Origin of the sequence: Elusimicrobium simillimum (assembly GCF_049639735.1) — a bacterium.
GTDB lineage: Bacteria > Elusimicrobiota > Elusimicrobia > Elusimicrobiales > Elusimicrobiaceae > Elusimicrobium > Elusimicrobium simillimum.
In genome coordinates this window covers 1-23,712 of record NZ_JBEVVA010000001.1, presented here as the reverse complement: position 1 = coordinate 23,712, position 23,712 = coordinate 1, and the positions used below count along the sequence as shown (strand labels likewise).

At 38.5% G+C, this 23,712-nt stretch carries 29 protein-coding genes, 1 tRNA gene and 7 pseudogenes; 12 read left to right on the top strand and 25 right to left on the bottom strand.

What is annotated here, in order from left to right; all coding sequences use genetic code 11:
- The 9 genes and pseudogenes from AAIR98_RS00185 to AAIR98_RS00145 all read left to right on the top strand — a co-directional run.
- A partial coding sequence (locus AAIR98_RS00185) for a PhoU domain-containing protein (protein WP_423970259.1) occupies positions 1–337 on the top strand: 337 nt, incomplete at its 5' end.
- The gene (locus AAIR98_RS00180; protein ID WP_423970258.1) at positions 291–695 is read left to right on the top strand and encodes a hypothetical protein; all 405 of its coding nucleotides are present in this window, start codon (positions 291–293) and stop codon (positions 693–695) included. The genes AAIR98_RS00185 and AAIR98_RS00180, both read left to right, overlap by 47 nt.
- Before the next feature lie 271 nt (positions 696–966).
- The gene (locus AAIR98_RS00175; RefSeq protein ID WP_423970257.1) at positions 967–1,140 is read left to right on the top strand and encodes a hypothetical protein; all 174 of its coding nucleotides are present in this window, start codon (positions 967–969) and stop codon (positions 1,138–1,140) included.
- 137 nt (positions 1,141–1,277) lie between these two features.
- Positions 1,278–1,331 (top strand): annotated as a pseudogene (locus AAIR98_RS00170) (hypothetical protein); the annotation flags it as partial.
- Positions 1,311–1,529, top strand: coding sequence for a tetratricopeptide repeat protein (locus AAIR98_RS00165; RefSeq protein ID WP_423970256.1), 219 nt, complete (start codon positions 1,311–1,313; stop codon positions 1,527–1,529). The pseudogene AAIR98_RS00170 and the gene AAIR98_RS00165, both read left to right, overlap by 21 nt.
- Before the next feature lie 88 nt (positions 1,530–1,617).
- A pseudogene (locus AAIR98_RS00160) lies at positions 1,618–2,001 on the top strand (VOC family protein).
- Positions 2,001–2,162: a hypothetical protein gene (locus AAIR98_RS00155; protein WP_423970255.1), complete on the top strand. Its 162-nt coding sequence runs from the start codon at positions 2,001–2,003 to the stop codon at positions 2,160–2,162. Before AAIR98_RS00160 ends, AAIR98_RS00155 begins: the two are co-directional and overlap by 1 nt.
- Before the next feature lie 125 nt (positions 2,163–2,287).
- Positions 2,288–2,476 (top strand): hypothetical protein, encoded by a 189-nt coding sequence (locus AAIR98_RS00150; RefSeq protein ID WP_423970254.1) that lies wholly within the window; start codon positions 2,288–2,290, stop codon positions 2,474–2,476.
- 25 nt (positions 2,477–2,501) lie between these two features.
- Entirely contained in the window at positions 2,502–2,675 is a 174-nt protein-coding gene (locus AAIR98_RS00145; RefSeq protein ID WP_423970253.1) for a hypothetical protein, read from the top strand.
- Positions 2,676–3,186: 511 nt separating this feature from the next.
- On the opposite strand, the pseudogene groL reads toward AAIR98_RS00145, so the two are convergent.
- The 6 genes and pseudogenes from groL to AAIR98_RS00115 form a co-directional block, all read right to left on the bottom strand.
- Positions 3,187–4,798, bottom strand: a pseudogene (gene groL, locus AAIR98_RS00140) (chaperonin GroEL).
- A gap of 156 nt (positions 4,799–4,954) precedes the next feature.
- Positions 4,955–5,181, bottom strand: a pseudogene (locus tag AAIR98_RS00135) (co-chaperone GroES).
- 400 nt (positions 5,182–5,581) lie between these two features.
- Positions 5,582–6,121 carry a PP2C family protein-serine/threonine phosphatase gene (locus AAIR98_RS00130; RefSeq protein ID WP_423970252.1) on the bottom strand — a complete coding sequence of 180 codons (540 nt, stop codon included), beginning with the start codon at positions 6,119–6,121 and terminating at the stop codon, positions 5,582–5,584.
- Between the two features lie 169 nt (positions 6,122–6,290).
- Positions 6,291–6,431, bottom strand: coding sequence for a hypothetical protein (locus tag AAIR98_RS00125; protein WP_423970251.1), 141 nt, complete (start codon positions 6,429–6,431; stop codon positions 6,291–6,293).
- Positions 6,432–6,473: 42 nt separating this feature from the next.
- Positions 6,474–6,965 carry a hypothetical protein gene (locus AAIR98_RS00120; protein ID WP_423970250.1) on the bottom strand — a complete coding sequence of 164 codons (492 nt, stop codon included), beginning with the start codon at positions 6,963–6,965 and terminating at the stop codon, positions 6,474–6,476.
- 11 nt (positions 6,966–6,976) lie between these two features.
- Positions 6,977–8,698 (bottom strand): serine/threonine protein kinase, encoded by a 1,722-nt coding sequence (locus AAIR98_RS00115; protein ID WP_423970249.1) that lies wholly within the window; start codon positions 8,696–8,698, stop codon positions 6,977–6,979.
- Positions 8,699–8,880: 182 nt separating this feature from the next.
- On the opposite strand from AAIR98_RS00115, the pseudogene rpmE reads away from it, so the two are divergent.
- Positions 8,881–9,120: pseudogene (gene rpmE, locus AAIR98_RS00110) on the top strand (50S ribosomal protein L31); the annotation flags it as partial.
- A gap of 726 nt (positions 9,121–9,846) precedes the next feature.
- Here rpmE and AAIR98_RS00105 read toward each other — a convergent pair.
- Both AAIR98_RS00105 and AAIR98_RS00100 read right to left on the bottom strand, forming a co-directional pair.
- On the bottom strand, positions 9,847–10,353 hold the full coding sequence (locus tag AAIR98_RS00105) for a type IV pilin protein (RefSeq protein WP_423970261.1): 507 nt from the start codon (positions 10,351–10,353) through the stop codon (positions 9,847–9,849).
- Positions 10,354–10,446: 93 nt separating this feature from the next.
- Positions 10,447–11,097 (bottom strand): YiaD family glycine zipper/OmpA-like lipoprotein, encoded by a 651-nt coding sequence (locus AAIR98_RS00100; RefSeq protein ID WP_423970248.1) that lies wholly within the window; start codon positions 11,095–11,097, stop codon positions 10,447–10,449.
- A 142-nt stretch (positions 11,098–11,239) separates the two neighbouring features.
- Here AAIR98_RS00100 and AAIR98_RS00095 point away from each other — a divergent pair, with 142 nt between their 5' ends.
- Together AAIR98_RS00095 and AAIR98_RS00090 are read left to right on the top strand one after the other, a co-directional pair.
- Complete coding sequence (locus tag AAIR98_RS00095; protein WP_423970247.1) at positions 11,240–11,725, top strand: type IV pilin protein; 486 nt, start codon at positions 11,240–11,242, stop codon at positions 11,723–11,725.
- A gap of 286 nt (positions 11,726–12,011) precedes the next feature.
- Positions 12,012–12,083, top strand: a tRNA-Asn gene (locus AAIR98_RS00090).
- A 132-nt stretch (positions 12,084–12,215) separates the two neighbouring features.
- Here the strand turns inward: AAIR98_RS00090 and AAIR98_RS00085 are convergent.
- The 17 genes and pseudogenes from AAIR98_RS00085 to AAIR98_RS00005 form a co-directional block, all read right to left on the bottom strand.
- Positions 12,216–12,557, bottom strand: coding sequence for a hypothetical protein (locus AAIR98_RS00085; protein WP_423970246.1), 342 nt, complete (start codon positions 12,555–12,557; stop codon positions 12,216–12,218).
- A gap of 707 nt (positions 12,558–13,264) precedes the next feature.
- Entirely contained in the window at positions 13,265–13,636 is a 372-nt protein-coding gene (locus AAIR98_RS00080; RefSeq protein ID WP_423970245.1) for an IS630 transposase-related protein, read from the bottom strand.
- A gap of 20 nt (positions 13,637–13,656) precedes the next feature.
- Positions 13,657–13,923, bottom strand: coding sequence for a hypothetical protein (locus tag AAIR98_RS00075; RefSeq protein ID WP_423970244.1), 267 nt, complete (start codon positions 13,921–13,923; stop codon positions 13,657–13,659).
- A 368-nt stretch (positions 13,924–14,291) separates the two neighbouring features.
- A complete protein-coding gene (locus AAIR98_RS00070; protein WP_423970243.1) occupies positions 14,292–14,657 on the bottom strand; it encodes a hypothetical protein in 366 nt (121 codons plus the stop codon).
- Positions 14,658–14,898: 241 nt separating this feature from the next.
- Entirely contained in the window at positions 14,899–15,669 is a 771-nt protein-coding gene (locus tag AAIR98_RS00065; protein ID WP_423970242.1) for a hypothetical protein, read from the bottom strand.
- Positions 15,670–15,698: 29 nt separating this feature from the next.
- The gene (locus tag AAIR98_RS00060; protein WP_423970241.1) at positions 15,699–15,872 is read right to left on the bottom strand and encodes a hypothetical protein; all 174 of its coding nucleotides are present in this window, start codon (positions 15,870–15,872) and stop codon (positions 15,699–15,701) included.
- 131 nt (positions 15,873–16,003) lie between these two features.
- Complete coding sequence (locus AAIR98_RS00055) at positions 16,004–17,143, bottom strand: hypothetical protein (protein WP_423970240.1); 1,140 nt, start codon at positions 17,141–17,143, stop codon at positions 16,004–16,006.
- Between the two features lie 409 nt (positions 17,144–17,552).
- Positions 17,553–17,948, bottom strand: a complete 396-nt coding sequence (locus AAIR98_RS00050) for an SIR2 family protein (protein ID WP_423970260.1) — start codon at positions 17,946–17,948, stop codon at positions 17,553–17,555.
- A gap of 1,311 nt (positions 17,949–19,259) precedes the next feature.
- Positions 19,260–19,487: a hypothetical protein gene (locus AAIR98_RS00045; protein WP_423970239.1), complete on the bottom strand. Its 228-nt coding sequence runs from the start codon at positions 19,485–19,487 to the stop codon at positions 19,260–19,262.
- Positions 19,488–19,691 (bottom strand): type IV pilin protein, encoded by a 204-nt coding sequence (locus AAIR98_RS00040; RefSeq protein WP_423970238.1) that lies wholly within the window; start codon positions 19,689–19,691, stop codon positions 19,488–19,490.
- A gap of 35 nt (positions 19,692–19,726) precedes the next feature.
- On the bottom strand, positions 19,727–19,849 hold the full coding sequence (locus AAIR98_RS00035; protein WP_423970237.1) for a hypothetical protein: 123 nt from the start codon (positions 19,847–19,849) through the stop codon (positions 19,727–19,729).
- A gap of 417 nt (positions 19,850–20,266) precedes the next feature.
- Entirely contained in the window at positions 20,267–21,004 is a 738-nt protein-coding gene (locus AAIR98_RS00030) for a hypothetical protein (RefSeq protein ID WP_423970236.1), read from the bottom strand.
- Entirely contained in the window at positions 21,001–21,447 is a 447-nt protein-coding gene (locus AAIR98_RS00025; protein WP_423970235.1) for a TetR/AcrR family transcriptional regulator C-terminal domain-containing protein, read from the bottom strand. The genes AAIR98_RS00030 and AAIR98_RS00025 overlap by 4 nt, the downstream gene beginning before the upstream one ends.
- A gap of 62 nt (positions 21,448–21,509) precedes the next feature.
- Positions 21,510–21,641: pseudogene (locus AAIR98_RS00020) on the bottom strand (TetR family transcriptional regulator); the annotation flags it as partial.
- 8 nt (positions 21,642–21,649) lie between these two features.
- Positions 21,650–21,999, bottom strand: a pseudogene (locus AAIR98_RS00015) (MipA/OmpV family protein).
- Positions 22,000–22,963: 964 nt separating this feature from the next.
- On the bottom strand, positions 22,964–23,134 hold the full coding sequence (locus AAIR98_RS00010) for a hypothetical protein (RefSeq protein WP_423970234.1): 171 nt from the start codon (positions 23,132–23,134) through the stop codon (positions 22,964–22,966).
- On the bottom strand, positions 23,116–23,631 hold the full coding sequence (locus AAIR98_RS00005) for a peptidylprolyl isomerase (RefSeq protein ID WP_423970233.1): 516 nt from the start codon (positions 23,629–23,631) through the stop codon (positions 23,116–23,118). Before AAIR98_RS00005 ends, AAIR98_RS00010 begins: the two co-directional genes overlap by 19 nt.
- Positions 23,632–23,712: the final 81 nt, after the last annotated feature.

The following is a 23,712-nucleotide window of genomic DNA, read 5'->3' as shown; positions in this document are numbered from 1 at the left end:
AAACAATTATCTTACTTCTATAGCGCATGAAAGAGTGTCAAGCACAGTGCTGGACGAAATTATGGCGCTTATTGAAGTAATAAACAGCGTAGAACGCATGGGTGACAGCGGCGAGAATATAGCCAAACTGCTTGTACTTGCGCGCCAAAGTAAAGAGTTTTCGCCGGAAGATATTAAGAGTATAGACGACATGGCCGACCTTATAAAAGCGGCGGTAAAAGACGCCAGGACAAGCCTGTTAAGCGTGGACAGCGGCAAAATCAGCGCGCATGAACTGTTAAGAAGAGCCTATGAAAGAGAAGGCAAAAATAAATACGCTGCGCAACAAGCTGCGTGACGAGCGTAATTTGCAGACAATAAAAAGAGAAGACGTGTCCGCAATATCCTCCACGCATTACGCAGATATTATCAGCCGTCTTGAAAGAATAGGCGACCACGCTTTAAGAGTTATAGACAACTCCATAAGCAAAAAAACGCCGGAAAAAGAAAGGCGAGAGCAACGCGGTTACAACAAAAAGGTTTTAGAGAATATTATGAAAATTATAACTAAAATAATAATATTAACCGCCGTGGTGTTTACCTTTGCCGCGTGTAAAAATAACACACGCAAAACGCCGCGGCCGCGCAGGAAAGATACCGGCAAACTCTGGCCGGGCAAAATACCTGCGCCGCAGACAGCGACTGTGTCAAAATAGCCGCCGGCTGCTGCCAGTGCGACGGGTACGCCGCCATAAACAAAAAACACTTTGCAGCGCTTACTCAAAAAAGAACGCTATGTGCGATGGCGCCATGTGCACAATGCAATATTTTTTTTAATGATGTAACGGTGTCATGCCAGAATAAAAAATGCGTAGCAACGCCTGTTAAAACACAAATACAATAAAAGACTTAGGCAATATATAAAAGGGGCCCGCGCGGCCCCTTTTATAATTGACATAAGAAAAACATAAAAGTACCATATATAATATGAGGAAATACACCATTTTATTTTTGCTGGTTTTATCCGTGGTCTTCTATTGCGCGTGCAATAAAGAAGCGTCTACTGATTTTGTGCAGCCAGAAATAACTGCGGAAAATAAAGCGCAGTTTAAAGAAACTTTAAACTTTGCAAAACTGGGTAATCCTGATTTTCAAATATAAAGCCGCCATTATGTACCGTGACGGGATAGGCGTAAAAAAAGTTATAAGCACGCGGCAAAGTGGTTTGAAAAGTCCGCCGCCAAAGGCAATGCCCGCGCCGCGTACAATATAGCGCTTATGTATGATTTTGGCAAGGGGTAAAAGAAAACCCCGCAAAAGCGCTTGAGTGGATGACAACGGCGGCCGAGTTAAAAGACGAACGCGCCCTTAACCGCCTGGGTAATATGTACTATATGGGCCGCGGCGTTGAGAGAGACTTTGCCAAAGCTTTAGATTTTTACCAAAAAGCCGTTGAAAACGGTTCTGTCAACGCCAAGACTTCTCTTGGCACAATGTATTTTTTAGGGCACGGCGTTACTCTGATAAAGACAAGGCTTACTCTATTTTAAGAGAAGCGGCTAACGCGGGCGACCCATACGCCCAGGAAAAACTAAGAGCGTGGTTTACCCCGCCAAAATTTAGAATGAAAAAACCGTAATGAAAATAGACCATATAGCTATTTATACCGCTAATTTAGAGGCATTAAAACTGTTTTACATAAAATATTTTAATGCCTCTTCTAACTCTATGTACCATAACCCCAAAAGGGCTTAAAACTTATTTTCTTATGTTTGAAAACGGCGCCAGGCTGGAAATAATGTCCCGCCCTGATATAACCGAAAATGCGCCGCAGCAAAGCCTTGGCATTATACATATAGCTTTTAGCGTAAAAACAAAAACAGATGTAGACACGCTTACCAACCGCCTGGCCAAAGACGGCTACACCATACTCAGCGCCCCAGAACCACAGGCGACGGCTACTACGAGTCATGCGTGCTTGACCCTGACGGCAACCAGCTGGAAATAGTTGCGGGTAAATAATGAGCATAAAATTTATCATTAAAATTTTTATAAAAATAGCAATGGCATTGTTTGTGCTAAGGGCAATGCAGATGACCGGCCTGCGTGAAATGGCAAGAATACTTAGCGTAAAAACAGTACCCACCGGAGAAAAAACTAAATTACGCCGCGTAGGGTGGTAAAAGATTTTAAAGAAGACGAAAGTGACGGCACCATTTCCTACAAAAATTCTTACACTCTTTTTATGGCTTAAAAATATTACCTTGGCGGGACATGGGATATATATAGAAACGGCGTTCCCTTCGGCATGTTTTCAGACGCTTTTTTTATACCCTTTGACGCGGTAAAAGACGTGTATAAATATGAGGGCCGCCTGCGCTACGCTTACATATGCACGGTGGAATATAAAGAAAAATCATTTCTCATGATTTTTGATAAAAAAACCGCCGCCAAGCTGGCGCCGATACTTGAGGATATAATAAAATCCCGCAGTTAAGCGGCTATTTTGCTATATTTAAATTATGAAAAGAAATTCTATTTTATTTTTAATTTTAACGGCAACATTATTTTTTGCGGCGTGTGAAAAGAAAGAAGAGCCTAAACAAAAACAGGAAAACGCGCTTAAATCTTACCACTCCAATTTAAAAAACGCCGTTGATTCCGCAGAGCTATACAATATAAACAGCCTGACATAAGCGCGTTAGAAAGCAATTCTTCCGCCTCTACACAACCGCGCCGTACTCAAACAAAATGCGCCAGCCCTCCGCCCAAAAAGACCTTCCTACAAATCACAAAGCGGCAATTCCTCGTCTGGCACATGCCAAATTATGAACGATAAAGGCAAAATGGTAGACTGCAATTCAATATTATAATTTGCTAAACACACAATAACCCCGGGAGAGAAATTTTCTCTACCAGGGTTTTATATCTATTTTAAAATTTATTTTTTAGTCGGGGCCGAGATTTTGAGCGCAGTTTTGATTTTTACGGAGTGGGGCACACTTTTAAATATTATATTTTTACCGGGGCCCCGAAGATTTGAGATTAGTTTTGATTTTTATTTATTTGGCACACTTTGCGCGAGGAGCCCAAAGGGCGGACGGGTGTGTCAAATAAATAAAAATCAAAATAACTCAAATATTTGGGGAAAGTTTTAAATAAAAAAGGCGGCCTGAAAAGGCCGCCTTTTATTTAAAACTTATTACATCATGCCATGCCGCCATGCCGCCGGGCATGGGCCGGTGCCGCGCCCTTTTCTTCGGGTTTGTCGGCCACTAAGGCTTCGGTAAGAAGTACCGTGCCGGCGATAGAGGCCGCATTTTCCAGCCCTATGCGCACTACTTTCACAGCGTCAACCACGCCTTCTTTAATCATGTCTACGTATTTGCCTGTTTCGGCGTCAAAGCCTTCGCTGCCTTTGGCTTTTCTTACGTTTTCAACTATGACTGAACCGTCAAGGCCCGCGTTAACCGCAATTTGCCTAAGCGGGGCTGTTAGGGCCTTTTTAACTATGTTAATACCTGTCTGAACGTCTTCGTTATCAGCCTTTAAAGCTTCAAGCGCGGGCTCGCATCTTGTTAAAGCTACGCCGCCGCCGGCAACTAAGCCTTCTTCAACACCGGTTTGGTAGCGTTTTTAGCGTCTTCTACTTTGGCTTTTTTGGCTTTCATTTCAGTTTCTGTGGCCGCGCCCACCGCTATTACGGCAACACCGCCGGAAAGCTTGGCTAACGTTCCTGCAGTTTTTCTTTGTCATAATCTGAGGTAGAGTTTTCAATCTGTTTTCTAATCTGCTCGCTCTGGCGGCAATGTTTTTCTTGTCGCCTTCGCCGTTTACTATTGTTGTGTTTTTTTGTCTACAACAATTCTTTTGGCGGTGCCCAGCATTTCAGGGGTAGCGGTTTCAAGCTTTAAACCTTTTTCTTCAGCAATTACCGTGCCGCCCGTTAAAATAGCTATGTCTTCTAACATTTCTTTACGTCTGTCGCCAAAGCCGGGGCTTTTACGGCGCAGCCTCTTAAGGTGCCGCGCAGGCGGTTAACTACAAGGTGGCTAAAGCTTCACCGTCAACATCTTCGGCAATAATGAGAAAGTTGCGGCCGTTTTTAACTATGCCTTCAAGTAAAGGCAAAAGTTCGTTCATAGAGCTGATTTTTTTGTCTGTCAAAATAATCTGGCAGTCTTCCAGTACGCATTCCATTCTTTCGGAATCTGTTACAAAGTAGGGTGAAATGTAACCGGTCAACTGCATGCCCTCAACAATCTGTAGTTCTGTTGTGGCTGTTTTACCCTCTTCTACCGTTATAACGCCCTCGTGGCCAACCTTTTCCATGGCTTCGGCAATAAGTTCGCCCACCATGCGGTCATTGGCTGAAATTGTGGCAATTTGCGCTTTTTCTTCTTTGGTTTTAACGGCCTGTGCATTTTGGCAAGTTCCGCTTTTACAGCTTCTACGGCCATTTCAATACCTTTTTTAACTAATGTAGGGTTGGCGCCCGCCGTAATATTTTTAATACCCTCTGTAAGCATAGCCTGGGTAAGCACTGTGGCTGTTGTGGTGCCGTCGCCGGCGATATCGTTGGTTTTAGACGCTACTTCACGTATAAGCTGCGCGCCCATATTTTCAATTTATCTTCTAACTCTATATCTTTTGCTATTGTTACGCCGTCATCTATAATTAACGGTGAACCAAATTTCTTTTCCAACACTACGCTTCTGCCCTTGGGACCTAATGTTACGCTGACTGCGTTTGCTACTTTTTCAATACCGGCCTTCATTTTGGCCCTGGCTTCGTCGCCATAAATAATCTGCTTCGACATATTGGTTTTTCTCCTTTTTTGTCCCTCTCCCTCTTAGGGGAGAGGGCGCGGGTGAGGGTGATGTACACAAAATGTGTTGTTTAATCTATTCAAGGTCCCTCCTTTCGGGACCGATAAGATAAAAACCCTTCCCCGGCCATTTCAATTTTTTAAATTTTATTTAATAATACCGAGGACATCGTCCTGATGCATGATAAGATAATTTTTATCGTTAATCTTAACTTCTGTGCCCGAATATTTGCCGTAAAGCACTTTGTCGCCTTTTTTAACGTCCATGGGTAATCTTTCCCCATTGTCTTTCAGTTTACCCTGGCCTGCGGCTACAACTTCACCCTCCATCGGCTTTTCTTTGGCTGTATCGGGTATGATAATACGCTTTTCATAACTTCACGCTCTATGGGTTTTACTATAATTCTATCCCCAAGAGCACTATATTAATGTCTGACATATTTGCTAACCTCCCAACTAATATTTTTAAATTGATTTTACTACGTATGATTAGTATAAAGAGTATTTTTACTCCTTATCCTATAACTAATTTATCAAATTATCTCATAATTGTCAAACCAGCCAAAAGAGTGCTAATAAAGAACACAACAACTTTTCCAGGCACAAAACCAACAAAACAGTCTATTGTAGGGGCGGAGCTAGTTCCGCCCCTTTTGTACTTATATTTATAGAAAGCATAGGGCGGAGACTAGCTCCGCCCCTACAGAAATTTTTTACATTAAAAAACGGCAAATATTTTTAACAAAAATTAGGAAAATACAGTGGATATTTTATTTAAAAAATGTATTTTATTATTTTTGCCCTATGAACATTTTTTTTAAATTTGTTCCATTTTGTCTCAATAAACCCGGGCTCCGGCATTACCTGTACCACAACGGCGGAAATATTGTCTTTGCCGTCTTTTTCATTAGCTTTTCTTACTATGGCTTTGCAAATTTTGGATACCGATGTTCTGCCTGTTTTCATAAGGTACTGCTTTATTTCCTCATCTTCCAGGCCTTTATTCACACCGTCAGAGCACATAAATATTACGTCCCCCTCCAGCACGCCAAACTGCAAAATGTCAAACTCCACGTCTTTTTTAATGCCCATGGCGCGGGTAAGCACGTTTTGTATGGCGGACTTTTCCGCCTGCGCTTTTGTAAGCAGGCCGCGGCGCACGTGCTCTGCCGCTAAAGAATGGTCTATGGTAAGCTGTGTAAAAACACCGTCTCTTAAAAGATATATTCTGGTGTCGCCAATATGTATGGCGTAGGCGCTGTCTTTATTGTCAAAAAGCAGGCAGCTGAGCGTAGTGCCCATGGTGCGGTACATTGGTTATCCTGCGCCATTTTGTACACGGTATAATTGGCGTAGTCCGCCGCCATAAGCAAACGGCGTTCCATTTTGTTCATTTCAGGTAAAAAATCTTTGGGTATTACTATTTTGCCGCTTTCCATTTTTATAAGAGTGTCAACAAAGGTGGTTATGGCAAGATTACTGGCTATTTCCCCGGCGCTGTGCCCCCCATGCCGTCTGCGACGGCGGCAAAACGGAGTTCAGACGATATAAACACCATATCTTCATTTTTCTCTCTTATCTTACCAATATCGCTGTAAGCGGCAAAGTTTAGTCTAATGGTCATATATCAAATATTACCGTAAATCACGTCTTAAAATAGTATGTACTATAAAGTAAATATTAGCAAACAAGAGTAACAGTATAAGACCGTATTTAAAAACCGCGGTTTGCGCGCTGTGCTCAGCCACCCGGTCAAACGGGGTAAGAATGGCGTTTTTCCATATAGCGTAACGCATTTTTTTATCGCTTGGGTTTCATAAATACTTACAAAATCGGCTATAGGGTCCTTTTGGGCGGCGGCAGCGGCTTTTTTATCATCCGCTTCTTTATTGTCCGCGGAAGTGCTGCCCTCTACAATTTTTGCTATGCCAAGCAAACTGGAACCAAAGTTAAGGTCTAACGCCGGCTTAGAAAACTTAAGCCCAGCCCCCTCTTTAGGTTTAATATTTTTGGTTTCAATAACTTTACCTGCGGCGGTTATATCAGCGTAAACTTTGCCTGATATTTGGTAGCCGCCCACACTGGCCAGCGCGAGCGTCATTAAAAACGCGGGCAGCAAACTGCTAAAAACAAATGTTCTTGGCAGCACAACAGCCACGCAGGACAGCGTTAAAAGCACCGCGCAGTAAAAAGTAATGACACAAAAGGCTCGTCCGAAGGATCAATAGGCAGCGCGGAAAACGCTTTAAACGAATATATGGTTATAAGTATAGCAACACCGCAAATTATGCGCGCGGGAAACGGCGACGACTTGCCAAACATAAGCGTTAAAGAAAGTATGGCGCCTATTAAAGCGTATACAAGACAGTAATCCTGCGCCGCAATATTACCAAGCCCCTTGGCAAAAGCGCCGGCAAAAGAAACATCCGCCGTAAAAAACCCGGCCAAATATCCGCACACCATCACCATAAATACGCCTAAAGCGTGACGGGCGTAAACTTTCATGCAAGCAAGCAAAAAAGTTATAAAGGCCATAAGCGCCGTAAGCACGGTAATAAGAGGCGCGGCGGTAAGCGTGGAAAGTTTGCCTATATACTTAAACGCGCCAAAAAATGTAGCGCTTGTCTCAGCATCCAGCGTTGATGCCGCCGCGGCGCCAAATTTGACCGCCACAACAGCCGCTGTTATAGATACAACCAAAAATATAGGAATATGAATGAGAACCTTAGCCAGTGCGGCGGGAATGCCGCTGGCTTTAACTTTCATTTTAACTTCGTCAATAGCCAGACCTCTCTCATGTATCTTTTCCTCCTCAGGCATAGGCGGGGCCGCCTTGGCCGACTGGGTGGGCGAACCAAGCACCGGCATTTTAGGACCCGTTGTCATGGCTTGCTTAGAAGAAATTCTTGTTATTCTCTCGCTTCTTGTGGCGCGTTTCATTCTAAGAGACTCTGTAGTTGTCGTCTTCTCAGGGCGAAGGCGGAGCGGGACCTCTGTGCCTATATCAAGCACAGCGTCAAGACCTGTGCGCACTTTCATTTGGTCTTCTGCGCGCATTTTCATTATATGGTCCAACACTTCCTCGGCTGTTTGAAACCTGTCGTCGGGGCGTTTGGCCATAAGTTTTTGTGTGACAAGAGAAAGCCAGGCGGGAATATCTTTTCTGATATCGCCGGGGTTGGGAATAGGGTCGTGAATGTGCTTTTGAATAATGTCTATGGAGTTTTTGCCCTTATAAGGAAATTGCCCCGTAAGCATAAAATAAAGCGTGGCGCCGGCGGAGTAAAGGTCCGCCCTGGTATCAATAACGCCGCCAAGGGCCTGCTCCGGCGCTATAAAATAGGCTGTGCCGGCCATCTCTGTGGTTTTTGTCATGGACTGGTTTTTTTCTATTTTTTTGGCGATGCCAAAGTCCACAATTTTTGCTTCAAGCTTCTCGTTAATTAAAATATTAGAGGGCTTAATATCACGGTGGATAATACCCTTTTCATGCGCTACGGCAAGCCCTTTAAGAACCCCTTGGAAAATGTTTAAAATAAACCCGATAGGCAGGTTGGGGCGCCTGCGTATAATGTTAGAAACTGTGTCCCCGGAAATAAAAGTCATTACTATAAAATAAAGGCCCCTTTCTCTGCCAACGTTATAAACGTTGACGATGTTGGGGTGGTCAAGCTCGGCAATGGCGCGGGCTTCGGTAAGAAATAAGGTTACGGCTTTTTGGTCTTCCGCCAAAGACGGGCTTAATATTTTTACGCAGACAATCCTGTCAAGCGCCTTATGCCTGGCTTTGTAGACGGACCCCATACCGCCGACGGCGATTTTCTCAAGAATCTCGCAGCCTGATATTACGGTGCCTATCAAAGGGTCTTGCATATTTTTGTCTTCACTCATGGTAACACCTGTTTGGGAATATATATATTTATATTAATATATAAATTATACAATGTAAAATAAACACTGGCAATTTATTTAACTAAAATCTGCCGTGTTTTTAACTGCCTTAACTCATGTTATACAAAATACGGCAAAAAATAGTATAATAAATTAATAAATTTTATTGAGGTTACAAAAAAATGAAAGAAAAAATTCATCCAAAATATCAAGAAGTGGAAGTTAATTGTGCCTGCGGCGCAAAATTTACAACACGCTCCACAATGAAGTCAATTAAATTAGACATTTGCTCAGAATGCCACCCTTTCTTCACAGGCAAGCAAAAAGTGTTGGACACAGAAGGCAGAGTAGATAAATTTAACAAAAAATTTGCCGCTTCAGAAGGTAAACTTATCGCAAGAAAACCTAAAACTGTGGTTAAAGCCCAGGCCAAAATGAAAGCGCCCGTTAAAATTAAAAAAATAATTGTAGCCGGTGATGAAAAAAAGGCTCCTGTAAAAAAGGCTAAAAAAGAAGCAGCAAAATAATAAAAATATTTTAAGCCCCGCTCTAAGTGAGCGGGGCTTTTGCTTTGCAAAAGCTAATTCAGGCATTTTAGCTTTGCTAAAAAAAGACTTGCCTGAATTTTACCCATTGATACGCCCCGCTTTTAGCGGGGCTTTTGCCTTGCAAAAGCTAATTCAGGCATTTTAGCTTTGCTAAAAAAAGACTTGCCTGAATTTTACCCATTGATACGCCCCGCTTTTAGCGGGGCTTTTTATTCCCCCCCGACTAGACCGGGAGGTCGCTTAGCTTTTTCTAGGGAGCAGATTATTTATTGTTAAAAATAGTACGTTGTTGTTGCCGCTCCCTCAGCCGTAAGGCGTGAGGGTCTCAAGCAATGAGTGCGCGTTGGCGCACATAGGTGCTGTCTTATTTTGGCTACGCCATTGTCCTTGAGACCATCTCGCTCCGCCGCGCGATGGAACAGCACTTATTATGCAAAAGTAAGGTGTTCTAAATACGCTTTTAAACGCTGCTGCTAGAAAGGAGTACTCGCGTTTGTAACCCACGCCTACTCCGGGGGATGGGATTTGCGCAAAAAAACCCCAAGGCAGAATTTGCCTCGGGGTAAAATATTTTATGCAAGCCGCGTATAAAAACGCCGCTTAATCGCAAGTAGATTTAAGATGGCTGCCTACCATAAAACTGCAGTCATCACCCACACAGCACAAGTTTGAATCCCTATAATTTATAAGACGTATAGTATAAGAATATTTTGTACCGTTTCTTGAAGCGGACGCGTAGGACTTGGTTGTGTCCGTATTTGTAACAAGTTTGTAAGTAAAGTTATCTGTGGAAATAGAATCCGCGTTTGGTGAGGTAATGCCTGAAACAACAGGCCCAAGCTGGTCAAAATTTTTAGCGTAACCTTTACCTGTGGAGTTGCCAAGAAGCGCCCTTGTCTCCTGCTCTGAACGTATGTGGGAGAGAATGTCTATAGCCTCCGTCACTCTGCCGCGCTCTACGGATTTTTCATACTGCGGCAAAGCAAAGCCCGCCATAAGCGCTATTATTATAACCACAATAGACAGCTCCATAAGTGTAAAACCGGCGCAGCGCTGTCGCGCCGTCCTCAGGGGGAGTTGCTTGCAAATCCCCAGCGGGGACCTCATCAAATTTCTCATAACATATCTCCTAAAAAATAAATCTATAAGAACATGATACAAAAAAATACCACCCTTTCGGGTGGTATTTTTAACACTAAACTATTTATAATTTTGTTCAACAAGCTTCTGGTTGGCTGTAATGTTAAGGTTAACGCGTCTGTTTTGTGAGCGGCCCTCAGCTGTAGCGTTAGACGCTATGGGGTTGCTCTGGCCAAAACCCTGGTAACCAATGCTGTAGGTTTTAACATTGTTGGCAAGAAGTTCATTGTAAACAGCCTGGGCTCTTTTCTGTGAAAGAGAAAGGTTAAAAGCTTCTGACCCTGTTGAATCCGTATAGCCTTCAACAACAATTATGTTTTCAGGATATTTTTTGAGAACTTTGCCAAGGTCGGCAACGTTCTGTTTTGCGGCTGCGGAAAGCTCTGAGCTGCCGGTGGCGAATAAAATGTCGTTTTTCAAAACAACTTTTATGCTGCCGTCGGCGTTTCTTTCAACTGTGGCAATTTTAGCAAGTTCTTTGGCCTGTTTGTCATAATAGTTACCAATGCCGCCGCCTAAAAGACCACCTGCCGCCGCGCCTATAAGAGCGCCTGTTTCAGCCTTGCCGCCTGTGTTATGCGCTATTACCGCGCCGCCTATAGCGCCTATTGCCGCGCCGGCACCCGCGCCGATGGCTGTTTTTTTACCGGGTGTTGTACAGGCAGTAAACACTAAAGCTACTGCCGTTAAAGTTAAAACTATTTTCTTCATACTACCTCCTAATTTTTTACCTGCTTATATTCTACATAAATTTTTAAGCCAGCACATACAACTTATAACGCAGTATTAGGTTTTTTATTGCACTCTCAATTTCCTAATGTTATACTTAATATTATAAAAAGATGGAGGATTTATGAAAAAGGGTTTTACATTAATTGAGTTATTAGTAGTTGTTCTTATCATAGGCATTTTGGCCGCAATCGCTTTACCGCAATATACAAAAGCGGTGGAAAAGTCACGCGCGGCGGAAGCGCTGTTAATAGGCAAGGCAATAAAAGACGCCCAGGAAAGATACTACCTGGCCAACAACACCTACGCCGTAAGCACCGACGACCTTGACCTGGGCTTTACCACCACGCAGCCAAACACTAAAGACGCAGTGCTTACAAAAAACTTTAGGTATATTTTCGGCGCCGGCGCAACCGCGCAATCTCATGTATGGGTATCAAGATTAAACACAACCGACGCATACCACTTTAATATGTATTACACAAACACTCCCACAAAAGCTAATGTGGATAAGGTTGAATGCTCCGGCAATACCGCTAAAGCTAAAGAAATTTGCAAGGCTGTAGGTTTTACAAAAGAAGAAACCGGCGGCAGCTTCATACGTCCGTAAACGTCCCCAGCAAACTACAGCACGGTATTTTTTGCTTATTAAACCTGCGCTATAATAATGTTATAACGCAGGTTTAAATTTATCATTGCAAAGCCGTTTAACGTGTTAATAGAAAATATGTTTTAGCAAAACAAACAAGAGCCTCTTTACTTTATAAAAGTGTTTTGCAAAAGCGAGGCAAGCCTGCCGAGCGTATCAATAAGTAAATATGTTTTAGCAAAACTCTTTACTTTATAAAAGTGTTTTGCTAAAATATATGTGTAGTAAACAGTAAACACCAATTTATTCCTCGGTAGCTCAATGGTGGAGCATTCGACTGTTAATCGAAGGGTTGCTGGTTCGAGTCCAGCCCGGGGAGTTCGCTATACAAAACCCCTCTTAGACGTACTAAGAGGGGTTTTGCTATTTTTAAGACGTAAAACCATAGTCTAAAGTAGACTATTCTAAACCACTCTAGAGTGTAAAGTGTGGTAGAAATGTGGTAGAAGCACTATTTAAAATAAACAGCGAAACTCACACCAATGCTTTTTTGCTTAACAAATAACCCAGCTGCAGTATTATTCAAACCAATATCCGTTAAACGCATATCAGCAAAGGCAAAAGGCTCAATCTTCTCATTATCGCTCAAATTAAAGCTTACGCCGCCCCCCGCGCCAAACCTATTCCAATATACCAACCGTGCGCCCAACCCCACGTTTATATCTTTACCTGCCAGGAAGAATGCCCCGGGCGTAAGAGTAAAACCCTTATTTGTTACATCCGTCCCTGCTTCACTGTCCAAGTTTACACGCACCACCGCTTTTCTCCTGCTTTGGGTCTGATACTCTAGCATATATTACGGCTTTATTACTTATTTGTGTGAAGTCTATATTTCTACTCATAATTACATCTCCTGTTTTTTATATTATATGTATATTTTTCATATATCCTACCACGTAGAAACACTTTTTACTGTGTTTTCTAAAGGGGCATTAATATTTAACAAAATACCCCTTTAGAGTTGTTAATACTATTTTTTCAAACGTTTTAATAAGATGCTCTCCACCTCCTGTGCGATGCAATTTGTAATAATTTTAGTTATCCCTTCTACTAGCTTTTCTCCTGCTGTTATGCTTTTCTTTTCCATTAACATTCTCCTGTGTATTGATTTCTACATTACTATGCGGTTGCTCCTTTATCCACTTTTGAACAATCTTGTTTCATATTGTCATCCCAAAAGATAATAAGGTCTACAAATTGTGCACTTAAATTTTCACAGTCCTCATTACTAAGGGGGCGTTGTAATATTGGTTCCCACAGTTTTCTTGTTTCGGCCTCGAACAAGTCTGTTTTTCCATTTATTACCGCATTATCCAAACTTACGCTTCTGCTTTGTTCCACCCTTACATATACGAAGTATGTACAAAAATACTTTTAAAAAATAACATTTTTCTTCTTAAATCTATTATTAAATGTTGCATATCTAAGCGAACATAAAAAGCAAAAAAATACACTCTTTTGTCTTAATTAAGAGTGTATTTCGGTTAAGTTATATGTTTTTTAATATTTCTTTATTCGTCGCTTTACTATAGGAAAAGTATCTCTGGAGCGAACAGATGTTATGTACCCGCTCTTTCTGAGATTTTGGATTCTTTTGTGAATGGATGAAACACTTACTTTAAAATGAACTGCCATCAATCTATAACTCATTCTGGTAAAATGCCATGTCCTTGTAAATTCTTTTAATTTCTCTATGTCAATTTTTCTGTCCTGCCGTAAGAATTCTTTAGTGTTTGAGTAAGCTGCTCTTTGCCGCCAACGCCAAATTGTGCCCCTACTTATTCCAAAATCTTTAGCCAGCTCATTTATTGGAATATGTTTTGAAGCGGCAACCACGACTTTACGAAATTCTGGAGAACAAACTCTATACATAAAGACCCTCTATCTCTTTTTTACATTATACAGAAGTAGTTTAGTCTATGCCAGAATATTATCTTCCCCGTGAAAATTATTTGTGGCAGATTGTTGAAGTTCTTGGGTGGGTTGCTTAATCCATAGAGCTTATTAAGTTCTTTAACGCTGTTTATTAGTCCGGCTACAGTGGATTTTGTAAGGCCGTTTATTTCAAGCTCTTTTTGAGCCTCTTCTAAAAGACAAAGTAAATGATGCGTTGAAATTTCTCTATTCCAAATACCTTTATCTACGACTTTATCCTCCATCTTTCGACTTATCTTTTCTTTATACTTTATAACACTTGCCTTTAATATAAGGGTTTAGCCCTGCGGAAGCGATTAGGGAAGTTATTAACAAGCATACTACTAATACTATTCTTTTCATTTATTGGTCTCCTTTCTCTGCTCACCCCTTTTAACCAATAAAAAAGGCGATGCCAAATAAGAGTCTAGAAACGCTCAAATGACAATCGCCCGCCATATCCTCGAAAGGATATGACAAAAAGCGACATCATTTTTAGCTTCTAGACTATTTTGTTAATTTCTCAACAAAACCGTGCCGGTCCTACCGGCTCTAAAAAATCAGTCTTAAAATTTCAACTACAATACTCCTAAAGTTATTATATAAGTTTTAATCAGCTATCAACAATTGAGGCGTCAATTTTCTTTATATATGATATGACTTTTCTCATATTTATTAAATCTCCCATAGAGCTATAAGCAATTTTAATTTGATTCAATACTTCTTTCTCTTTATGGTTGACCAAGTAATCATAAATATAGCTCTGATTAAAATAGTTGAAGTAGTCTTCACTTCCATGCTTCTTTATGAAGTTAAGAAAAATTTCCCCTAACATTGTTGTTTCTTCTGACTTTGCATTTTCTCGTTCACTTATTAGAATAAGACCTTTCATCAAATCTTCAAAATCATGTGTAGCTTTAGTAATAAAAGACAATGAAAACTCAATCATATTTTTATTGGCTGCATCGAGTTCTTTCAAACTATATACCAAGCCGAGTAAATCAACAAGAATTTCTTTCTCTTTGATTGATAATAATTCAGTATCCCTAACACTTAGAACAGCATAACAATATTTCCAAAATTCTATTATCCTATGATTAAATAAAACAGCATCGTCCTTTGAAATATCATTTTTTGTTTCCTTTTTACTATTTACTCTATATTCTGAAAGCCAAGATAAGTAGCGTATTATATTTTCTACAACATCCCAGTTGCTATTTTCAAAATATTTTTAAATATATATCCGCTTTGCAATTCCTCTTTCTTATGTAAATAATAAATTGCAATATGGTCGGCAAATCTTTTTTATAATTATCTTTTTGTGTTTTGTAAGATTTTAACCCTACAAGAAAATCATTCTTCAAGTCGTCATACATATCTAAATAACATCCTTGAGTTGTTATATATGTATCGAAAAAATAAAACCAATTCTCAGTTCCTTTATCTAATGAGTTTATTATGTCTAATGTCCATTTTCTATCTATTTGCAAAAAAACTGCCGCTTTATAGCCAAGAAATATGAAAAACTCAGGAATCTTGTCTTCAAAAGCCTCCACAACTATTGCCTTCAATTCACCCTTTAACTGGGATTGCTTATCTGAAATATCATTTTTATTTTTACTAATGGAGTATGCGACATCTATCGTTAATTCTATTATCCTCCCTAAAGAAGAGTTTAGTGCCCCTGTAAGAATATCTTCTTTCATATTAATCAAATAATTATAGCCTCTATTTTTAGAATATAGATATTTGAGTATTTTTGAAAAAAGTTCATATGTATTAATTACCACTAACTCAATTTCATTTATTTTAGAGGATAAGAAGAATGTCATTGGTAGTACAACTGTATCAGGATAAAGTTTTTTTTCATCATCTTTAATCCAGAACAAATCCTCTTTAATATATCTATATAGGAAGGTGAGAATTGTTAAAAAATCTTCTTGAGTTATAGTTTTTTTGCCATCATTGAACCCCCAAAAAATACTCGCCATAACACCTCTAGATAAAAAATGAAGAGCATCTATATTTTTATAATTATTTGAGGATTATTCTTTGCTAAATCTCTAAATACATTACCCAACCCTTCAGCAGTAGGCTTTTCATCAGTTATATGCACAGAAGAATCGTCACTATTAAACTTATCTAGAAAATCGTTCACATACCCCACAATTGATGCCGGCTCATTCTGAAACATTGTGAATAACTCCTGTTCTGAAATTGGAGATTTAGGTGTATATGTTCTAAAGGTAATGGAATTAAAATTAAAATGTTCTTGCTCCAAGTCACTATAGTTTTCATATTTAGCAGAAAAATATGGTAGTTTTTTTAAAGTTGAATACCACTTTTTTTCAAAATATCTCTTATAACGTTTATTACCCTTGTCGTGTGGGTAATATGGCCCCCTATAATAATATCCTCTATTTCTTTTCTTTCTGTTGCGTTCAAATTAAGAACATTTTTTTCTAATACGCCATGAAGCTCGGCCTCATAATAGCTATTGGCAAATAATAAACCAGCATTTTCTCTCAAATAAATAAATAAATCCTCTCTATAGGAAGAGAAACTACTACCATAAATATAAAGTAATATTCTTTTAAAAATATCTTCCTTGAAATTATTTAGTTTTGATATATATATATCTTTAAATCTTGACACGGTCATTTTTTGAGCCTTTAAGAGAAGCTGTTTGGCTATCATTTTGATAATATTATCATACGCGTCAGAATAGTCATTGTCCTTTTCATTAAAAAAAGAGTCCAGTATTAAAAAATTATACTTATTCCATAGAGGACCAAAGTATAAATAGAAAAGAGTTTCCACTATATCATTAGAAAGATCTTTACCTATATTTAATTTTTCTAGATGCTTATAGATATTTTTCTTGAATAGTTCATTTTGGATAAATGGGGTATTTTTAATAACAAAAGAAGTGTTCTTCTCGCTAGCGTCAACTCTAACAGAAAGGTTATAATTATTATGAATGGAGATATCCAAAAGAAATTCTTTCTTATCTAACTTATAGTTGTCGCGAATAGTTAGTTGTTCAACAAGCTCTAATAATCTAATAAGAAAATCATCACTAAATAGTGAGTGAATGTCTTCTTCACCCGTTATTCTATCCTGCATATAAGAATAACCGTTATTGTTAAGAATTATATCCTTATTCCTTGTGAACGTATGTGCAACAAATGAAAGAAGTATTGTTTGGGCCGTTTTTATGTCTTTCTTTTCCATTGAAGCATCAAAAAGCTTAACAATGGAGTAGAACCAAAAGTCCTGTTTATCGTACAAGCCAATAAGTTGTGAGATGCACTCCCTCAATTCCGAGTCTATATATGTTGGATCTATCAAAGATACTGTTTCAATAGTTTTTATTATTATTGATGTCCTTTTATCTGTTGAGTTTTGTGCTTTTGATGATTCAAAAACAAATTTATATAGTTCCTTTATTATTTTTACCACCAATAAGTATATTCTTGAATTTGCAACGCCGTAAACTTATCTTTTTTATCTCTTAAGGCAAGTGTCGCTGAATATAGAAAGAAGATAGGAAACCACCCATATCTTTATCATCTAAAAGTGTTTGGGGATCAAAAAAACCATTCTTATATAAAGGCTGTAGAAATATAGGATTATTAGCCGTAATAAGGAAATCACGTCTATATTTAACATCTTTAATAAGAATTAAGATTTTTTTATATCTTCATTCGTTAATTTATCGCTCATACAACACCCTTCTCGAAAAGTTGAAGAATTTTTTCATCATCATCGGCTGTTTTTTTTGTTTTTTCACCCTCTATTTTATTGGCCCAGACATTTAAAATTTTTGCCATTAAGTCATATCCTGTTTTGGAAATATTATATTCAATAATCTCTATGCCAAAACATTTTTATAATACTCCTTATATTCCTTCAATAAATAGGAATCGGGATCTCCTTCTAAATATGAAAACAGAGCATAATGTTTTCTTTTTCCAGGACGACTAAATACATGAACATGCTCCATTATTTCAAACTCTTCAATTCCAAACCCTATAAATAGAATAGTTTTGGAGGAAAACAGGTCGGACAAGTAAGCTCTGCCAGGACCATCTGTTTTATAAAATTTCATGTATTCACTCGTAGTGAGAATGGTCCCCTCATCATCAATGTGCCCATGCAAATGAAAAACTTTGTTTTTGGGGTCTTCTAGGAAGCTTTGAAAGCTTGTTTCACGATTTACAACAAAAGGTTTTTTGCTAGAGAATTCAGGTCTAGCACTATTATGCACGCCAGCCAAACATTATCATAATTAGTGGTTATCATACCACATTGCAAGCGACATAAATCAAAGCACATTTCCTCTAGCTCTTTACACTTGTCATAACATTCTTCTTTATTTAAGAATTCTCTCAAAGTAAGAATTCTATTTATATCCTTATTGATACAAATAGTAATAAGCTTTCGATTATCTTTAATTTTTTAAGAGCAATTGACTCGCCATAACTAATGACCTCGATTTTAGTAGTTTATCTACATAAGAATGGGCAAGTTTCAACCAAGACGGTCCCCCTCCTACCATAGAAAATCCAGCCCCTATAAAAGCAATTACATTCCCTTTGAGTATTTCCCTCACGAGTTCTTTTTTTAATAGTGGTATTTTTGGCACTTTAGATATTTTGATCATTCTTTTCCACATTATAGCTAAAAGAATTATAATGTCATTAATTGGACTTCAAAAGGAATAGATACAATAATCAATAAAACATAACGGTTAACCAAATCATGAACACACTTCAAGAAAAATATCATAAAGAACTAGAACGTCAATTAAAAATTCTTGCAGTGCCACAGTCCAGGCATTTATTGATACACATATGTTTATGTTTCCAGTAGCATATAAACATAAAAATCAGCACACTCAGGTCTATTTATACACTTTTTATGCCATACGCCAACGAGCGACCCTGTCTGTGAGAAAACTAATAGAGCCTGCTGGTAAAGGTAATGATAAAATTACGATTCAATCAATCGTAAAATTGGTCACAAAACCAGATTTTTATTACTTTCAGAAAAAGAAAAAGCATATGTTTCTGGGGATTTTGATAAATTATTCAACTCTGAGCATACAAAACGCATGAAAGCTTTTCGAGATTCATATTGTCATAATATCAACTATGAAGATGAGTTATGTGCTATTACAAAGATTTCATGCACATAGTTTCTACGAGTATGAATATTTTAGAGCAATTATATATGATTACATTCCGCACCATACCAACCTTTTTCACAGAGGCACGAGATATTGCCATCTTTTTATCTCAGGAATATTGGAAAGCAATAAATAATGCAGCGAGATCAGCAAACAAAAATAACGAGGTCAATGCCCGCCTAGAACAAATGTTACGTGGGAATTCTAACTTAGCCTCTCTCAAGTACTCATAAAATTTCTGAAGCAGAGGAGCCATTTCAAAAGAGAAAAGCCCGTTCTAAAAAGAACGGGCTTTTTTGGATGCATCTTAAATATAAAAGCTAAATAGGATAAGCTATCAATCCCGTGCCGGTCAGTTATTAATTCTGTTATATTTCAATCCTTGAACTTTTATACAATAGTTCCGGAACCATTTACACACACATTTTGATGGTCTATATGGGAGTAACCAAAGCCCGATCCTTTATAAGGACCCGTTTTAAACAAAGCCATAGAAAGATATTTTGAATTACCATAAGTCATAAAAATAAGTTCAATATCATCGTTATACGCGGCAAGCGTGTTTAATCCTGCGCCCGCCTTAACTGTACCAACATTGGTAAGCGATGGAACGAACATCTATATCATCAAAACTTGTGGCGTGTTTCCTGCTCCCAGAAAATATCTTTCCCTTGATTGGGCCAGTTGGGTGCTAAGAGTCCGCAATTGTACCGCCTTACTCTTCCATACACTCTTTTGGTATTGCGGAACCGCTATAGCTGCAAGCACTCCTATAATTAAAACAACTACCAATAACTCTATTAATGTGAAGCCTTTTTTCATGTAATTATTTTAGCATAAATTGTTCTTTAGCAATGCTATACAAGGCCGCAGGCATACGTAACAAGGCTGCTTAATTTATCCACGGGGCCCTTGAGCATGTGAAAGAACATTACTTCGAAAGCATGGTTCTTTTGTATCATACTCATACGTGGAGTCATTTTAAAAGATAAAACCTCTTATATTAAGCGGGCTTTTTCACCCTGTTTCTTATTTGCTTTTTTCTGTTTTTTAGTAAACAATAAATTGCTTTATCGCCTCTGATTTTATTGTTTTTACCATAATTTTTTACATACCCGCACGAAATACCATTTGTACAGGTGTGTTTGCATTCAACTCATTTTCTAATTTTTCTTTATATCCATCTTCTTCCAATATTTGGCTCATGGGATGAAGAGAGAACGCCTGCTTGGGTGGCTTTAAGCCAAAACGATTCCATTCTTATACCCAGCGCGCACAAACTCTGTATCCGTATCACCGGCCTAAGATAACAAAGAAACCCGCGCAATTTTCAAGTTTTTCAGCCGTCATTTTTAAGCCTTGTTCAGCAAATTTTTTGCTTTTAGCTTTTTCTCTATTCATAATAAGATAGTAAAAAACTTTTTAACGCCTTTAATTCCCAATTGTTCCGCGGGAAGGCCGTCTGCCAAAGCAACAGCTTCTTTATTTGAAAATCTAAGCCACTTTGCAAGTTCGTCCGCTTTATTTGTTGAAAACATTTGCGTCTCATTTGCTTTATAAGTGTTTTCTTTAATATATTTATATTCTCTGCTTCCTTTGGGGAAATACAACAAATTTCCGCTAAACTCGTTTTTAAGAGAGGCGACAATATCATTATCCACCGCAACGGGAAGAAAATTACGCTTATCTGTATGGCGTTTTTCCATTATTTCCAGCATTTCTTTATTTGGTAAAAGTGTGTTGTATTCCTCAAATTTTATTTGTGCTATAACGGGGTTTGCAATAATATCAAAAGGACCATTGCTGATTAGTAAATCTGTTTTATATCCATATGCGTTAAATGCTAAGCGCATGTTTTCAATAAAAGTGCCTATTGATATTAACGATTCCCGGCCTTGCGGGTCCACTTCTTTTAAAAGGCGCGAATCCAACTTTACCAGCCATTCATTATCGTTAACAACAACCTGCCACATTTGCGTATTATGCCCGCTTGGCGCTAAGGACGCGTAGTAGAGAACATTTTTTAAATCTTCATTTAAATTCTGTGCAGTTTTGAGGTCTTTTTCTATCGCAATATCTTTGCAGGCAAAAATAAATACAGCTAAAACCAGGGCGGATATATATTTAAATTTCATATCCCATCTCTTTTGACCGAGGATACAGCCAACTCTATACTTTTGGCAATAAGTTGTTTGGGGGTTACCTTTCTGCTTTTAAGGTAGTGCGCTTTATTATAAACCATATCAAGCGTACCCATATAAAGCGACGTAAAATAAGCTGATGTTATTTTAATATCAAGATTATTTTTAAACACCCCCTGCTTAACGCCTTTTGCAAGCACATTTTCCAATATGTTAAAAATGTCATTATCCATATCATTTATAATTTTATACGAAGGATTGTCCAAAATTTTATTATTTATACGAACATGGTATTGCGTTATTATTTGCGTATACCCTGCATGCTTTTGCGCAAACTCAAATGCTTTTTCAAAAAAATCAACCAGTTCCTTTTGCGGGTCTTTATTTTTATTTTCAATACCCAGCAAATATTCATGCAGTTTTTTATAACCGCGCATTGCCACTCTGTCATAAATCTCTTCTTTGCTGTCAAGATATGTGTATATTGTCTTTTTGTCAGGTTTGTGTGCGCTGCTATTTCATCAATAGTGGTTGCCTCATAGCCTTTTGAGAAAAAAAGCGTTTGCGCAATATCTATAATACTTTCAATAACAACATTTCTTTTTGCTTCTCTAATTTTTTGTTTTGTCATATTTATCCTTAAAACTCATATGTTAAATTTATATAAAAACTTAATTCTTTATCTTTGTCCACTATCGGGCTGTCCTTAATTTTTGAAGGAAGTATCCGTAGTGCCCCATTAATACGGATTTTACATTTTTATTAATAGAGACAACAGCCGACACACCAACATAAGGAGTTATGGAGGCAGAAGGTGAATATTGGTTAAAGCCTGTATTTAGGCTTTCCTCCTGCGAAACACCAAAAAAATAACGGTTGTGCTTGTTTGAGTAGTATCTAAGCCCCGCCTCCGGAAATATAACTATACTTTTGCCGATATTTTGCATAAGCATATAAGAAGCTTTGCCCTGAAAGCCGGAGTTGCCCAATGCATCTGCCGAAATTGAGCTTAACTATACCGTATTTTCCCCGCAATACTTTCCAGCCCGCTGTTATTGCAGCGTATCTGTTATCTAAATAACGCATATTTGAGTTGTGGTCTTTAGCCTTAAAATTTAAGGTAGTGTATTCACCCTGCAGGTTTAACTCAAAGCCTTCTGTCTTAAAAATATGAACCCCGCGTAAGGGCTGTTTAAGTATAAATATTTTGAATCATATTTAACTACCGGAATGGGGTAAAAATTATAACTTTCATTATTATACGGACTGTATTGGAAATATCCCCCGCCCCGGCAGAAAAAGCATTAGCATTAACTGCAGCTATAGCTAAACATAAAACTGTGCTTAGCGCTGTTTTTTTTATTTTTAGTGTGTTCATGATAATATTATATACCATTAGTATATAAAAGTAAACTATTAGTTTACTTTATTTGTGAACACAAAAAATGAAAATGGCCTATAGCTCAAGATATGCATAAAAATTATGAAGCAGAAGGAGGGTATTATTTAAGACGTAAACCGATAGTCTATTCTAAAGCACTCTAGAGTGCAAAGCGTGGCGTAAAATGTGGTAGAAGTATTGTTTAAAAGCCACGCTAAATCCTACTTTTAGTATATAATCAAACAAAAAAATATATTTATATATGAAAAATGGCAATAAATAATCTTTGTCCATATGCAGGAAAAACTTTCCCCGCATATATCATCCACACATAGGAGTTTAAACAACAATGAGCCTTCCAACAGATACCTGCAAAAAGTGCAATAAAACCATTTCCCCTGAGCAAACAGGGAAAAACAAATTTACATACCGCTGTAACACATGTAGTTTGATATGGGCGAAAAAAGTTTCTAATCCAAAGAAATAACAGGCAAAAATACCCCTTAAATTTCTAAAGTACGGGGAAGCATTTTAGACAAAAGCACGCTTATTTTAAGCGGGCTTTTATAATGTTAATCTTTTTTTAAAAACTTACTTTGCTGCGGTTTTGTAATTTTCAGCACTTCCGCCTTTTCAATTACAATGGCTTCTACGGGCACATCGTCGTGATAGCCTTTTCTGCCGGTGAGAACCGCTTGCATAGCGTCAACAACTTTCTGCCCGCTTACAACTTTACCAAACACAGCGTAGCCCCAGCCTTGTGTGGTGGCGCTTTAAAGTTAAGGAAATCATTATTATTGGTATTGATAAAGAACTGGGCGGAGGCGGAGTCCGGGTCAGAGGTGCGGGCCATAGCTATTGTGTATTTGTTATTATCCAGACCGTTGTTAGCCTCGTTCATTATAGGGGCGCGGGTTTTGCGTTCGCGCATACGGCGTCCATACCGCCGCCCTGCACCATAAATCTTTTTAACACGGTGAAAGATGGTGCCGTCGTAGTGTCCGTCTTTAACATATTTGACAAAGTTTTCCACTGTTTTAGGGGCGTTTTTAGCGTCAAGTTCAATAACTATATCGCCTTTACTGGTTTTTAAATTTACGTACATTTTGTTCTCCTGTGTATTAGCAATTTGCTGTTTTGCCGGGGTTTCTTTTTCTTTCGCGGGCATTTCTTTTCTAGCGCATGCAATCGCGCCTACAATTAAAAGCGCCGCCACAATAAGTTTAAATATTTTTAACATATGTTTCCCCTCCATAAGTTAATTTTATAATATATTTACTTTTAAAACTGTGTTAACAAAAATGAAAATTATAGATTTCAA